This is a genomic window from Streptomyces viridochromogenes (assembly GCF_001270495.1).
In the GTDB taxonomy this organism is placed as follows: domain Bacteria; phylum Actinomycetota; class Actinomycetes; order Streptomycetales; family Streptomycetaceae; genus Streptomyces; species Streptomyces viridochromogenes_A.
Genome location: NZ_LGUR01000129.1, coordinates 1 through 13710, shown reverse-complemented (window position 1 = coordinate 13710; position 13710 = coordinate 1). Strand labels below are relative to the sequence as shown.

Here is a 13710-nt window from a genome sequence, read left to right as displayed (position 1 = left end):
TGCCTCGGCAAAAACCCCCGCGCCCGGAATGGGAACCCCTCTCTCCGGCGTTGGACCGCCTTGGAGGGCGTCCGCACCCTCCGGCCGGCATGCCCGCAGCAAGGAGGAACGCCACGTGAGCCAGTACGTCAGCAGGCTCGGGCGTCGCTCTCCGGCGGCACACCCGCGGCTGCGCCTGCCGCACCGCCGCCCGCGCCGCGTCGCCATGCTCTCCGTGCACACCTCACCGCTCCACCAGCCGGGCACCGGCGACGCCGGCGGCATGAACGTCTACATCGTCGAGCTCGCGCAGCGCCTCGCCGCGATCAACATCGAGGTCGAGATCTTCACCCGCACCACAGCCGCCGACCTCCCGCCCGTCGTCGAGCTGGCCCCCGGCGTCCTGGTCCGCCACATCGACGCCGGCCCCTACGAGGGCCTCAACAAGGAGGACCTCCCCGCCCAGCTCTGCGCCTTCACGCACGGCGTGATGCAGGCGTGGGCCGGCCACCGCCCCGGTTACTACGACCTGGTCCACTCCCACTACTGGCTCTCCGGCCACGTCGGCTGGCTGGCAGCCCAGCGCTGGGGCGCCCCCCTGGTGCACGCCATGCACACCATGGCCAAGGTCAAGAACGCCAACCTCGCCGACGGCGACACCCCCGAGCCCGCCGCCCGCGTCATCGGCGAGACCCAGATCGTCACGGCCGCCGACCGCCTCATCGCCAACACGGCCGAAGAAGCGGACGAACTCGTACGCCACTACGCCGCCACCCCCGACAAGGTCGCCGTGGTGCACCCCGGCGTCAACCTCACCCGCTTCTCGCCCGCCGACGGCCGAGCCGCCGCCCGCGCCCGCCTCGGCCTCCCGCAGGACGCGCTGATCCCCGTGTTCGCGGGCCGCATCCAGCCCCTGAAGGCGCCGGACGTCCTCCTGCGCGCCGTAGCCGTCCTGCTGGACGAGCACCCCCGCCTCCGCTCCCGCATCCTCGTGCCGATCGTCGGCGGCCCCAGCGGCAGCGGCATGGCCAAGCCCGAAGGCCTCCAGAAGCTGGCCGCCCGCCTGGGCATCGCGGATGTCGTACGGTTCCGCCCACCCGTCGGCCAGGAGCAGCTCGCGGACTGGTTCCGCGCGGCATCCGTGCTGGTCATGCCGTCGTACAGCGAATCCTTCGGCCTGGTGGCCATAGAGGCACAGGCGGCCGGCACACCCGTCCTCGCTGCGGCGGTGGGCGGCCTGCCGGTGGCGGTCCGCGACGGCCGTACCGGCTTCCTGGTCCAGGGCCACAATCCGGCCGACTACGCGCGCGTGCTCCACGCCTTCGCCGACGACCCGCACCTCGCCCCGCGGATGGGCGAGGCCGCGGCCCGGCACGCCCAGTCCTTCGGCTGGGACACCGCGGCCGCCGCCACGGCGGACGTCTACACGGCAGCGACCCAGGCCCACAGGCGTCGCGTACGCTCCCACCATGGCTGACGCACAGAAGGCGACGCAGGTCGCCGCGCAGGTGCTTGAGGGAGCCCTGAAGGACGCCGACCTCGACTGGGAGACGCCCGCCCCCGGAAACTACGTCGTCAAGCTCCCCGGCACCCGCAAGCTGTCGACGACGGTCTCCCTCCTCGTCGGCCGCCACTCCCTCTCGCTCAACGCCTTCGTCATCCGCCACCCCGACGAGAACGAGCCCGGCGTCCACCGCTGGCTCCTGGAGCGCAATCTCAAGCTGTACGGCGTGAGTTACGCCGTCGACCGGCTCGGCGACATCTACGTCACCGCCAAGCTGCCCCTCTCGGCCGTCACCCCCGACGAGATCGACCGCCTCCTCGGCCAGGTCCTGGAGGCGGCGGACGGCGCCTTCAACACCCTCCTGGAGCTCGGGTTCGCCTCCGCGATCCGCAAGGAGTACGAGTGGCGGGTGGCGCGCGGCGAGTCGACGCGCAACCTGGACGCGTTCGCTCATCTGACCCAGCGTCCGGCCGACTGAATTCAGGCCCGTACGACGCTCAGCGCGCGCTGTCGCGATAGCGCCCCGGCGGCACCCCCACCAGCTTCCGGAAGTGGCGGGTGAGATGGGACTGGTCGTAGAAGCCGGTAGCGGTGGCCACCTCGGCCGGCGACCGGCCTTCCAGGAGCAGCCGCCGGGCGCGATCGACCCGGCGGGACATCAGGTACTGGTGCGGGGCGATGCCGTAGGCGGTGCTGAACGACCGTACGAGATGGGCGGGATGGGCGTGCAGCAGCCCGGTCGCCTCGTCGAGGGCGAGGCCCCGCACGACGCGCTCGTCGAGCAGCTCGCGCAGCCGACGGGCGAGGGCGGGGTCGCGCCGCGGTATGTCGTCCGTGACGGCGTCGGGCCGCAGATGCGCGCGCAGCCGGTCCCCGATGAGGGTCAGCCTGCTGTCCGCCTCCAGTTCGTCACCGGGGTGCGCGAGAGCGGTGTGCAACTGGCCGACGCGCAGCCGCAGTACGGGGTCGCGGAGGTCGGGGGAGTCCACGGCCCGGCCGATCAGGTCCTCGCCGAGCCGGCTGCTGTCCAGATACAGCACACGCTTGCGGAAGCCGTGCGGGGTGGCGGGGGAGCCGTTGTGCGGGACGTGCGGCGGCAGCAGGGACACGGTGTCGTGCGGGGTGCCGTGCTCGTGCCGGTCGAGGTCGTACCGTACGGCCCCGTCGTCCACGATGAGCAGCGTCCACGCCTCGTGCACATGCATCGGATAGGCGTACTCGGTGAAGTGGGCGTGGAAGACCTCGGTGACGCCCGGTACGGAGGGGCGCCACGCGGAGACTTCCTGGCGGTTCCGAGCGGCGGCCATGCAAAGAACGTACAAGACGCGGTCGTACGGCGACCGCCAGTCTCGACGCATGAGCGATGAGGCACCTGTTCGTTTCGACACCAAGATCGCCGTCCTGCTGCGCGAGGACCTGGAGATCTGGCAACGGCTGAACGTCACGGCGTTCCTGGTCAGCGGCCTGGGCACCCAGCTCCCCGAGGTGATCGGCGACCCCTACGAGGACGCGGACGGCGTCGGCTACCTGCCGATGTTCCGCCAGCCCGTGCTGGTCTTCGAGGGCACGAAGGAGACCCTGACGACGGCCCACGCGCGCGTGCTGTCCCGCGCCCTGCCGCGCGCGCTGTTCACCTCCGACCTCTTCACCACGGGCAACGACCGCGACAACCGGGCAGCGGTGCGGGCCGTGTCGACGGACGGGCTGGATCTGGTGGGGATCGCGGTGTATGGGCCGAGGAACGCGGTGGACAAGGTGATGAAGGGGGCGCGGATGCATCCCTGAGGGGGCGGAGGGGGGAGGGGCGGGGCCGCGGGGCCGCGGGCGGATGGCCGGTGCACGGGGCGGCGCCCCCGCGAGGCGCGTCGGCCCGTCAGGCGCGTCGGCCTGTCAGGCGCGTCGGCCTGTCAGGCCCGTCGCCCCGCCAGCCCGTCGGCCCGTCGGCCCGTCGGCCCGTCGGCCCGTCAGGCAGGGCTGCCCTCGGGCTTCGCCGCGGTCGTCTCAGGCTTCGTCCCGGCCGGGGTTCCGTCGGCGGCGGGCTCCTGCGCCGGCAGGTGGCGCATCAGGGCGCCGTACCCGACCGCCGCCACCGTCCCGATCACGGCACACAGCCCCCACAGCCATTCCGCACCGAACCGGTCGATGACGAGGCCGGACATCAGGGGCGCGACGAGGGCCGCCACCGACCAGGACATGGTGTTCATGCCCTGATAGCGCCCCCGACCGTGCGCGGGCGACAGCCGCACCACGAGCCCGGTCTGCGTGGGCGCGTTCAGCATCTCGCCCAGCGTCCACACGCACACCGTCAGCGCGAAGACGCCGACCGACCCGGCGAACGCGGTGAGCCCGAAGCCGTAGCCGACGAGCAGGGCCGAGACGACGAGGATCCGGCGGGTGTCCCGGCGCTCGATGAACCGGGTGACCGGGATCTGGAGCGCGACGATCAGTACGCCGTTGACGGCGATGGCGAGGCCGTAGTCGGCGGGCGAGAACCCGGCCTCGCCCATGGCCACCGGCAGCCCCACCGACCCCTGCTGAAAGACGAGGGCGACGAGGAAGGACAGCCCCACGACGCCCATGAAGCGCCGGTCGCGCAGCACCGTCCCGAGCCGGACCTCGTCACCGCCCTTCTCCGTACGGGTGTGCCGGGGCTGTGACTCCGGCAGCTTCACGAACACCACGACCGCGCAGACGGCCGTCATCCCCGCCTCGATCAGGAACCCGGAGAGGTAACTGACCTCGGCGATGAACCCGGCGGCCATGGAGGAGACGGCGAACCCGAGGTTGATGGCCCAGTAGTTGAGGGAGAACGCGCGCACCCGGTCCTCGGGCCGCACGATGTCGGCCACCATCGCCTGCACGGCGGGCCGGGAGGCGTTGGAGGCCGCACCCACCAGGAAGGCGACGGCGGCGATGGCGACGGGGTGGTGCATGAACCCGAGCAGTGCGACGGAGACCGCGGTGGACGCCTGGGCGACGAGCAGAGTGGGTCGCCGCCCGAGCCGGTCGGTCATGACGCCGGCACCGAGGGAGGAGATCACGCCACCGAGCCCGTGGAGGGCGGCGACGAGACCGGCGTAGGTGGCGGAGTACCCACGGTCGAGGGTGAGGTAAAGGGCCATGAACGTGGCGACGAACGCCCCCAGCCGGTTCACCAGCGTGCTGGTCCACAGCCACCAGAACTCGCGGGGGAGCCCGGAGACGGTCTCTCGGGTGGCACGTCTCAGGGCGGCGACGGGCATGGAGGATCCCCCACGGATGTAAGCGCAGATGAAGCACGGACGTAAGCACTGACGCATGCACGGATGTAAGAACCCAATGCGGCATACGCAACTTACAAGCGTGGAGCTCGACGAGGCCACTCAATTAACAGATCCCGTCAACCGTCCGCTCTTCGGGCGGGGGGCGCACCCGGCCAAAGCCTTGGATTACGCTCAGACGCATGGCCGACGCACCGTACAAGCTGATCCTCCTCCGCCACGGCGAGAGCGAATGGAACGCGAAGAACCTGTTCACCGGCTGGGTGGACGTCAACCTCAACGAGAAGGGCGAGAAGGAGGCAGTCCGCGGCGGCGAGCTCCTGAAGGACGCCGACCTCCTCCCCGACGTGGTCCACACGTCCCTCCAGAAGCGCGCGATCCGCACCGCGCAGCTCGCGCTGGAGTCCGCCGACCGCCACTGGATCCCGGTCCACCGCTCGTGGCGCCTGAACGAGCGCCACTACGGCGCCCTCCAGGGCAAGGACAAGGCCCAGACCCTCGCCGAGTTCGGCGAGGAGCAGTTCATGCTGTGGCGCCGCTCCTACGACACCCCGCCGCCCCCGCTCCAGGACGACTCGGAGTTCTCCCAGGCGTCCGACCCGCGCTACTCCTCCATCCCCCCGGAGCTGCGCCCCCGCACGGAGTGCCTGAAGGACGTCGTCGTCCGCATGCTCCCGTACTGGTACGACGGCATCGTCCCCGACCTCCTGACCGGCCGGACGGTCCTCGTCGCCGCCCACGGCAACAGCCTCCGCGCCCTGGTCAAGCACCTCGACGGCATCTCCGACGCCGACATCGCGGGCCTGAACATCCCGACGGGCATCCCGCTCTACTACGAGCTCGACGCCGACTTCAACCCGGTGACCCCGGGAGGGAAGTACCTGGACCCGGAGGCTGCTGCGGCGGCTATTGAGGCGGTCAAGAACCAGGGCAAGAAGAAGTAACCGGAACTGATCAAGGCCCCTACCTGCGGTTTCTCCACGGGTAGGGGCCTTGTTGCTGTGCTGGGGCCGTCTCTGGGCCGTCAGCTGCTGGATCGGGCCGTCAGGTGGGGCGACGCCAGCGGTGGACGCGGATGTCGAGGACGATCAGTAGGGCAACGGGGAGGGCGATCTCGGGGGGAGCGTCGGCCCAGAGGGCGAGGGCACCGCCGGCTACGCCGATGAGTGGGAGTGGCAGGTCTCGCGGGGAGATGTCGACGGTGACACTCAGGCGTGGGACCATGAGGCCTCCTTCTGTGCTCGGTTTCTTGTTACGGCTTCCGAACGCGGAAATGGAAACGAATGCCGCCCCTGGCCGGGCGGCATTCGCATGTGGCGAGACTTTTTCACAGTTGTGCTTCGCAGGACAAACGCGCAGCTAGGAGATGGATTCTACTTCCACAGTAGAAAAGTCGAAGGTCGTGGCGTTCCGTGAGTTGGATGGTTTGTTCAGCGGCTTGAACAGCGAGGACTCTGCCTGTCGAGGAAGACTCTCTGTCCCTGGATGTGCAATCTTGCACCGGGTTGTAACCCCCAAATCTTGCTCGCTTGCAAGATTGCAAACCAGGTGGGGAATGCGGCATCGGAGGCTCTCTTTTAGAGCCCCGGAAACCAGCGATGCTCAGATTCTGTGCCTAAATTCTTCGTATGCGTGAGCGACCGCATTTCGCGTGCGCTCCTGGCTGGACGGCATGAGGTGCGCGTAGACGCGGAGCGTCAGGCCCGGGTCTGAGTGACCGAGGTACTCGGCGAGGGCCTTGATGTTCTCCCCGGCGTCCAGGAGCACCGAGGCATAGAAGTGGCGGAGGGCGTGCATGCCGTTCTCGCGGGACTCGGCGTACGACCCACCCGGCTTGCGCTCGGGGATCACCCCGGCCGAGGCCAGCGCACGCTTCCAGACCTCCCCGTCGAGGGAAGTCCGCCAGACGTGCCCACCACGCGGCCCGGTGAAGATCAGTCGCTTGGTCACCGGAGGCCCGTCTGCCACCTTCCACGGCAAGGTGATCTCGACCGGCGGGAACCGCTTCATGTGCTCCCGGAGCGCATCGGCGACCGGCCCGGGAAGCGGTACGTCCCGCAGCTTGCCGCCCTTGGGCGGGGCGAACACGGGCTTGCTGCGGCTCAGCTTCAGCTGCTGGACCACGTGGAGCGTGTTCGCCGCGAAGTCGATGGCATCGACGGCGACGCCCAGGATCTCGCCCTGACGAAGCCCGCAACCGCCGCCCAGGTCAACCATGGTTTGGTACCGCTCGGGCATGCCGGCCCGGACGGCGAAGACCCGTTCCGCTGTCCACGGGACGACGCGCTTGTTGTCCACGGTGGGCGGCCGGACCGAGCGTGCAGCGCACGGGTTACGGGGAAGGTGCCCGTCGTCCACGGCCGCGCTCAGAGCTGCTCGCACGTTGGAGTAGATCGTCCGAGCGTACGAGCCACGGACACCGTTCTCCTGTAGCTGCCTCACCCAGTCACGTATGTGAGCAGGCTGGAAGGAGCCGAGAGGACGCGAGCCCAGGTACGGAAAGGCGTGCAGCCGAAGCTGAGACTCCATCGAAGCCTGGGTATTCGGATCCGGCGCGTGGGTCACCCAGCTCTCGGGTACGGTCCTGCCAGCGAGAAGCTGTACGCCGATCTCCGCGCCACCACCACGCACCGAAGCTCGCCCCAGCGTGCGTCCATGTTCAGGCGCCCGTAATGACCGTGACGACATAGATGGTATGTGCCCCGAACGATGCCCGTTGGCAGTCAGCCCCGTGGGTAGACTCCTTCCTCAGTCTCTGAACTAGGGCCCTTTGAAGGTGACTTGAGGGAGATGGGGGGGGGGACGCTTGTGCGTCAAACGTTCGGACTAGGTTCCAGAGGGTGCGGGGGCATCGATGACTAGCCCAACACCGCCAACTCAGGCGGCGCAAGCTTCCACGGGCGGCTCACACCCGGCTACGGGGGAGCCGTCCGCGGTCATCACTGTGACAACCGCAGACGGTGAGACTCCACAGACGAGCGGCGCAGCGACGGCCGCCGGCACTACCAGCGCGCATGACCCCTGGATGAAGGTTCTTCACTGGGCATTTTTCAGCGTCATCTTCGCCGTACTCCCAATTGCGGCTGGCTACTTAATTGACGCTACTCGCCAGGGAGACCGGTCGTTCTCTGATCTCATTAGCCACGGTGAGCTCTATATCGTGTCTGCTGGTCTAACTGCGGCGGCAGTTGGGCAATCCTTCATGAAGAAGAGCAACAAACATCGTTTCCTCCATGCCATTTTGACGTTCACGAACATCGGCCTGTTCTTTCTGACGTCATTCCTGTATGCAGACGCGGTGGCTCCGAACGCTGCGAATGACCCTGAAGTGCGTCGCGATGTCATGGCGGAACTTTCGCTCTGGTTCTTCGCGATCACCCTAATCACTACAGGTGCTAGCACCGTGCTCGCTGAGGTGGAAGAGTGATGGAAGCTACTGATTTCATTGCCGTGGTGGGAGCAGCCACTGGCTCCGTCTTGGCTGCAGCGTTCGCCTATTTCACCCTGCGAATTGCCAGCCGATCACGGCGCGAGGCCGAGGAGGCACGCTTCGCATCTGTCAGAGACCAGAGGACAAACATCACGATTGAAGGCAATGGGCGGGTGATCAATATTTCCGATGCCCAGCTCCTTACTAGCGATCAGTTCGCTGAACTAAGGAGAATCATCGAGAATGAGATGCCGCCAGCGTCGCAGGAACAGGGCAGCAGCACACCCACGGTGCCTCTTATGCGAACCGACGATGTGGCTGAGTAAGGACGCTCGTGCCCTTGGCCCTCCGCTGCACCACAAGCGCACCAGATAGAGCGGGGAAAAGCGGGAAATCACGGTGAAAGCGGCTCAGCGTAAGGAGGGTGCAATCTGGGCTTTCGCCCAGGTCAGCGCCCGAGCCGCCCTCAAATGACCGCAGCTTCCCAAGCTGAGGGCACAACGCGCTGGGCGATGGTGGTGACCACCCTCGGCGAGGGACTCATGTCAGCCTGTCGGGGCAGAACTCGGCAGCCTCATCAGCGAAAGCGCAGAGCTCGCCGATGAATTCGCGATAGCGGTCTGGGGCCTCGCGGTCCTTGCTAGGCGGCCCGTCGATCCACTGCTGCCAGAGTCCTTCAGGTGCAAGGAAACGGGCCGCGTAGTCAGCACCGAGGTTGGCGTCGAGCAACAGGAGCGCGCCGAGGGCGGCCGTCTGGTCGTAGTAGAGGTCGGGGCGACGCAGGTAGCGGTCGAGGTAAGCGACCAAGAGGTCAGCATCAGCCCGGGTTCCGAAGACGGCCAGAGCGACGCAGTACGCCTGCCCCGCGTAGGGCCCTTCACTGGCGAGCAGGAGTTCGCCGAGACGATCCCGGAACTCGGATCTGCCGGCCACGGCGACGAGCCAGGCTGCCGTCGTGCGCTCACGCCACCCTCGGTCAAGCAGCGTGTCCAGTTCACGAGGACTGATCTCACCGGCAGCCTGGCCCAGCTTCCGGAGGAACTTGGTTCGGTCACGTTCGCTCATCCCGAGGAGGCTGCCGCCCAGTTTGAGGTACCGCCGGTCGGGCGTGACGTAGCGGCGGATCAACTTGAGGGGCTCTTCCTCTTCGTCTGCGCGGCGCATGGCAGCATCCTCGTATGGGCGAAGCTGTCAGACCAGTAAATTGGCAGGTCGGGCCCCTCAGCGCTGCGTGACCATCCGTCTCAGTTTCCGTCTCATTCAGCCCCGTTCACGGCCGTTCAGGCGAGACTCGAAGCCGTCTCCGTACCGGCCGCCAGCCGCCCATGAACGCAGGTGAACGCCCCTGCACACCGCCCAGCTCCCCACCACCACAGTTGGAAAGCGTGTTGGCGGGAGCGCAGAGCGGGTACTGCGCCCAGTCGGCGATACGTGATCAGCTTTGGGTGTGGAGACCATCATCGCCAGTGCCATAGCCGTTCTGGGGACCCTGCTCGGCTCGGGGCTCACCCTGGCGTTTCAGCAGCGCACCACCGACAAGGGGCATCAGTTCACCCGCCATGAGAGGCTCCGGCAGGAGCGACTCGATGCTTACTCCGCCTACGCCGGCGCACTCATCAACTACCGCCGCTGCCTGGTGCATCTCTGGTTCTGCGAACACGAACAACCACCACACGAGGACCCCAGCGTGGTGCGAGTCCGCGCCTACGACCTGCGCTCCAACGCCCAAGAAGCCCTGTTCCGAGTTCAGATGCTCACCGATGACGACGCCTTGAGCGAGGCGGCAGAAGCTGTACTCGCGGACGTCACAGCCCTGCCCAAGACAGACAGCAGGACCGAACTGGACCAGCGAAGGGTGAAGACCCGCGACGACATCAGCCGACTGGTCAGAGCGTCCAAGCGCCACCTTTGATGCGCCTGCCAACACGTCTGCACGTAGGGACAGCCCGTCAGAGCCGTGCGCCGCACCATAAGCGCACCAGATGAGGCGGGGAACAGCGGGGAATCACGGTGAAAGCAGCCCGGCCCAGTTAGGACCCATCCCGATCGTTCACGCAGGTCAGCGCCCGAACCAGCACCAGGTGACCGCAGCTTCCCCAGCTGAGGGCTCTGATCGTCGTCGCGGGCCGGCCGTAGCCGCTTACTCTGCTCGACAAAAAGCCCGATAGCGTGGCTGAGGCCCGTAGGGGTGCAGCGAGACACACGCGCGCCTGGTCGCTCGGCGCACCCGCCGTCGTGGCTGACTGCCGTTGGCTGGGGTTCGTGCCACAACCGTGCCAGATGCAGGGTCAGTCACGGTCAACACCGGTGCCTCGCGGTCGAGTAGCCGCCTGCTTCCTCGGTCCGCGAAGTCGCAGCTCAGCCCGCAGATCACCCAGCCACTCTCCGAAATCGGTGGTCGCGCTTCTAACGAGTTGGTGCGTGATCACTGCGCCGACTGGGCCTCCACCTCGGCGGCCTTCTGGCGTTCCGCCTCCTCGATGTCGAGGCGCCGCATGAGGAAGCTGGCGAACGCCAACATTTCGTCGGCCTCGTCGCGGTCGTCCGCCTCGTCCGGACCATGAGCCCGAGGGTTGCGCAGTGCGCCCACAGCACCCATGAACAAGAAGTGCATGCCCTTCCGCTCGCTGTCCAGCGAGCCTGGGCTTGTAGACCGGGTCACCTTGATCCTCGGTGGATTGCCCGCCAGCGCATCGCTCATCAGCGGCATGCCGACCACATGGCTGCCGAGCAGCCGCTGTATGCGGTACTCCACTGCCCTGTATGCACTCATCACCGCGTCGTTGTAGGAGCCTCGGGCGTACCGCTCGGCAGCGACCTCCGCAATCAGGGGGTGCAGGACGCACTCGACCGTCAGCGGCTTCGGTGACTCCTCGGCAGGGGCCGGGATGGCTGGCGTTTCTGGCGACCAAGCCGCCAGGTTGTGCGACGCGCCCTGAATCGAGAAGGGCCGATTGTCGACCTCGGTCCGCTCGGGCCCCAACACCTGCTCGCGAATGCGCCAGTAGTCCTCCAGCCGCTGCACGTCAGCGAACGGCCGGATGCCCCGGTCGAAGTTGAGCGACCAGTCCAACTGCTCCCGGTTGATGCTTCCACCACGGAAGCAGGTTTCACGCATCCCGATCGCGGCGGCGGTAAACGCGGCCTCCGCGAGGAGTATCTCGGCCCTCAGGCTCGTCGGGAGGCGGCACCCAATGTCTCCGGGCTGCATCCATGGCAGATCACCGCGGTCCGCGGGCAGCCAGGCAGGCTCCATGTCGGCCGCTGTCTGCACCATCTTGATGAATTGGTCGATGGCCAGTCCGGTGCCGGTGCAGTTCGCAGCGCCAGCGATGGTCAGGGCCAGATCCTGTGAGCCCTGCGGCAACTGCGAGAGGTCGGAGGCAACTCCGAGCAGCAGTGCAGGACACAGCTGCTGTACGACCTCCTCGAACTGCAGGCCTTGCGCGTACAACGTGCGGTCGATGTCGTCGAAAACCGGCCAGCGACGGTGCTCGCTGAAGTACGCCCAGATCGCGTCGAGGAGGACGTGGCCCTCATCTCCCGTCGGGCGCGGCATACCCTCTGGCGCGATGGTCCGAACGATCACGTGCTGCCCCCGGCGTCCTAGTTTGAGCGATTCCCGCAGGCTACTACCGTGCCTTGCCTCGTCGGTTGGGGTTTTGGTGCAGCTGATCACGAGCATCGTGCACTGCGGGCCGTGCTGCTACGGGGTGGCGGCGTATTCCCTCGCGTACATCAGACCCCCTGCTCTGTGCACGGCTTGCGGTCTCCCACCACCTGGCACAGAGCCAGACTGGGGACGCATCGAGAGGTCCCCCCCTCAGGCAAGCGCGGCAACGCTGGGCCGTCTCTGGGCCGTCCGAGGCCGCTGAACAGGGGCCGAAGATGACCAACGACGACCACCAGGCACACAAACCCACCGTCCCTGAACAGGGAAAACACAGGTCACCAAAATCCCCGGCTAGACCCAGGGCAAGAAGAAGTAGCCGGGCACCCCTGACTGATCAAACCCCCTGCCTGCGGATTCTTCGCCGGTGGGGGGCTTGTCGTTGCCCCTTGCCGCTGTCGACCCGTGCGACCCGGTCAGGACGTAGGCGCGTCCAGCTGCTGCTTCCGCCTCACATCGGTCACCTTGACGTCCTCCGTCTCCGGAGCCCCGAACGCTTCGACGATCACCCCGTTGCCGGTGCCGGTGATCTCCAAGGCCAAGTGGCCGCCCATCAGGCGCAAGTCGAGCCTGGCGCGGGGCGCGCCCGCGTGGTCCGGCATCTGGTGGATCCGTGATGCCGGGTAGTCAAGATCTGTCAGCTTCCGGTGTATCGCCTCGCAGGCGGATGTCCTCGTGTTCTTGAACGCCCCGCTGACGCGCTCTGCGTGCTCGCTGCCGTTGCACTTCTCGGCACCGGTCAGCGGTACTTCCTTGACCGGCCTGGGCCCGGTGGAGTCGGCGGGAACCGGTGTATCCGCCTCGTCGCCCGGAACAGACGGCGGGGTCTCGCCCGGCCCGTACCTCGGTGTGGGCTCACCCTCGTAACCCGGCAGGTCCTCGGGCTTGGGCGCGCCACCGCTGCCGTCGGGGGCGTCCGGAGCGCAGCCTTGCAGGATCCGTCTCATCAACTCAAGGAACCGTAGCTCCGGATCGCCGGCGCTCGGTGAAGCCCCCAGCGGGGTTGCCGACGGGACGGCTTCGCCTGCGGGGGTCTGATCGGCGGTGGCGTTCTGAGTGCCGCAGCCGGACAGGAGTACGCAGCCGGAAAGGAGCACGCAGCCCAGGGCGGCCACCAGCGCAGGCTTGGGGAGAGATATCGATCGCATGCACGCACCCTGCAGGATGCTGACAACTGCGCACATGAGTACACATACTCACGCCTGCAAGGGCCCAAGAGCGCTCAGATACCGCGGAGTTCAGCGGAGAGAACGACGCTCATCCACACGCCGTGTCGACACTCTGAGGAACACGTCGCGCTCCGCAGGGCCGTAGAGGATGTTGAACGTATCCAACCGATAGGACCAGTCCCCGCCACAACTGCCGACGAACCGGTAGTTGATCTGCCACTGCAGCCACTCGCCGGGAGCCAGACGAACAGCAGGCGGACGCCGGTTGCGTCGAGGCATACCGAACATGGTCACCTCTGGTGGATCCACGCGCAGCAGCCCGTCGACCTCGCGGAGGACTGTCCCGGGGGCCGACAGATCCCCCACCCGCATACGCGGTTCGAAGGAATCGGACTCCCCCATGGCAACCTCGTGCAGCGCACAACTCAGGCGCTCAGGCAGCGGGAAGGCCGTCGGGGCGGCGTTCCTCCGGGCAGCTTCAGGGCCGCCGCGCGACCTCTTCGTCCACGACGTCCGCACTCGCTGAACGACAGCATCCATGGGCTCGATCATCAGGCAGGACTCTGTGCAACCGCCACAGAGTTGTTACGCCTGAAGGTCACCCCTGGAGATCCACAACCTGACCAAGGGCCCTGCCCCGTCCCTTTCCCCCGCCCGCGTCTCTACCCCCGCCCCCGTCTCTACCCCCGCCCCCGTCC

At 67.5% G+C, this 13710-nt stretch carries 15 protein-coding genes; 7 read left to right on the top strand and 8 right to left on the bottom strand.

Annotated features, from left to right (window positions below):
* Positions 1 to 115: 115 nt before the first annotated feature.
* Entirely contained in the window at positions 116 to 1456 is a 1341-nt protein-coding gene (mshA, locus tag ADK36_RS14825; protein ID WP_048585420.1) for a D-inositol-3-phosphate glycosyltransferase, read from the top strand.
* Positions 1449 to 1961 (top strand): YbjN domain-containing protein, encoded by a 513-nt coding sequence (locus ADK36_RS14820; protein WP_048585421.1) that lies wholly within the window; start codon positions 1449 to 1451, stop codon positions 1959 to 1961. Before mshA ends, ADK36_RS14820 begins: the two co-directional genes overlap by 8 nt.
* 19 nt (positions 1962 to 1980) lie before the next feature.
* Here ADK36_RS14820 and ADK36_RS14815 read toward each other — a convergent pair whose 3' ends face one another.
* Positions 1981 to 2790 carry a helix-turn-helix transcriptional regulator gene (locus tag ADK36_RS14815; protein ID WP_053197847.1) on the bottom strand — a complete coding sequence of 270 codons (810 nt, stop codon included), beginning with the start codon at positions 2788 to 2790 and terminating at the stop codon, positions 1981 to 1983.
* Between the two features lie 49 nt (positions 2791 to 2839).
* Here ADK36_RS14815 and ADK36_RS14810 point away from each other — a divergent pair, with 49 nt between their 5' ends.
* Positions 2840 to 3268, top strand: a complete 429-nt coding sequence (locus ADK36_RS14810; protein WP_053197845.1) for a DUF2000 domain-containing protein — start codon at positions 2840 to 2842, stop codon at positions 3266 to 3268.
* Between the two features lie 179 nt (positions 3269 to 3447).
* On the opposite strand, the gene ADK36_RS14805 is transcribed toward ADK36_RS14810, so the two are convergent.
* Positions 3448 to 4725 carry an MDR family MFS transporter gene (locus ADK36_RS14805; RefSeq protein ID WP_053197843.1) on the bottom strand — a complete coding sequence of 426 codons (1278 nt, stop codon included), beginning with the start codon at positions 4723 to 4725 and terminating at the stop codon, positions 3448 to 3450.
* A 200-nt stretch (positions 4726 to 4925) separates the two neighbouring features.
* Here ADK36_RS14805 and ADK36_RS14800 point away from each other — a divergent pair, with 200 nt between their 5' ends.
* The gene (locus ADK36_RS14800; RefSeq protein WP_030050298.1) at positions 4926 to 5687 is read left to right on the top strand and encodes a phosphoglyceromutase; all 762 of its coding nucleotides are present in this window, start codon (positions 4926 to 4928) and stop codon (positions 5685 to 5687) included.
* Positions 5688 to 5787: 100 nt separating this feature from the next.
* Here the strand turns inward: ADK36_RS14800 and ADK36_RS14795 are convergent, their stop codons facing one another.
* Positions 5788 to 5967 (bottom strand): hypothetical protein, encoded by a 180-nt coding sequence (locus ADK36_RS14795; protein ID WP_048585425.1) that lies wholly within the window; start codon positions 5965 to 5967, stop codon positions 5788 to 5790.
* Positions 5968 to 6345: 378 nt separating this feature from the next.
* On the bottom strand, positions 6346 to 7431 hold the full coding sequence (locus tag ADK36_RS14790; protein ID WP_425315349.1) for a tyrosine-type recombinase/integrase: 1086 nt from the start codon (positions 7429 to 7431) through the stop codon (positions 6346 to 6348).
* Positions 7432 to 7687: 256 nt separating this feature from the next.
* On the opposite strand from ADK36_RS14790, the gene ADK36_RS14785 reads away from it, so the two are divergent.
* Both ADK36_RS14785 and ADK36_RS48855 read left to right on the top strand, forming a co-directional pair.
* On the top strand, positions 7688 to 8170 hold the full coding sequence (locus ADK36_RS14785; RefSeq protein ID WP_159029291.1) for a hypothetical protein: 483 nt from the start codon (positions 7688 to 7690) through the stop codon (positions 8168 to 8170).
* A complete protein-coding gene (locus tag ADK36_RS48855) occupies positions 8170 to 8499 on the top strand; it encodes a hypothetical protein (protein WP_159029292.1) in 330 nt (109 codons plus the stop codon). Before ADK36_RS14785 ends, ADK36_RS48855 begins: the two co-directional genes overlap by 1 nt.
* A gap of 214 nt (positions 8500 to 8713) precedes the next feature.
* Here the strand turns inward: ADK36_RS48855 and ADK36_RS14780 are convergent, their stop codons facing one another.
* Positions 8714 to 9337, bottom strand: a complete 624-nt coding sequence (locus ADK36_RS14780; RefSeq protein ID WP_048585427.1) for a DUF6000 family protein — start codon at positions 9335 to 9337, stop codon at positions 8714 to 8716.
* A 283-nt stretch (positions 9338 to 9620) separates the two neighbouring features.
* Here ADK36_RS14780 and ADK36_RS14775 point away from each other — a divergent pair, with 283 nt between their 5' ends.
* A complete protein-coding gene (locus ADK36_RS14775) occupies positions 9621 to 10085 on the top strand; it encodes a hypothetical protein (RefSeq protein WP_048585428.1) in 465 nt (154 codons plus the stop codon).
* A gap of 513 nt (positions 10086 to 10598) precedes the next feature.
* Here the strand turns inward: ADK36_RS14775 and ADK36_RS50155 are convergent.
* The 3 genes from ADK36_RS50155 to ADK36_RS14760 all read right to left on the bottom strand — a co-directional run bounded on the left by ADK36_RS50155 (position 10599) and on the right by ADK36_RS14760 (position 13564).
* Positions 10599 to 11762: a TIGR02391 family protein gene (locus ADK36_RS50155; protein ID WP_234329766.1), complete on the bottom strand. Its 1164-nt coding sequence runs from the start codon at positions 11760 to 11762 to the stop codon at positions 10599 to 10601.
* 497 nt (positions 11763 to 12259) lie between these two features.
* Entirely contained in the window at positions 12260 to 12991 is a 732-nt protein-coding gene (locus tag ADK36_RS14765) for a hypothetical protein (protein ID WP_159391155.1), read from the bottom strand.
* A gap of 90 nt (positions 12992 to 13081) precedes the next feature.
* Positions 13082 to 13564 carry a hypothetical protein gene (locus tag ADK36_RS14760; protein ID WP_234329765.1) on the bottom strand — a complete coding sequence of 161 codons (483 nt, stop codon included), beginning with the start codon at positions 13562 to 13564 and terminating at the stop codon, positions 13082 to 13084.
* Between the last annotated feature and the right edge of the window lie 146 nt (positions 13565 to 13710).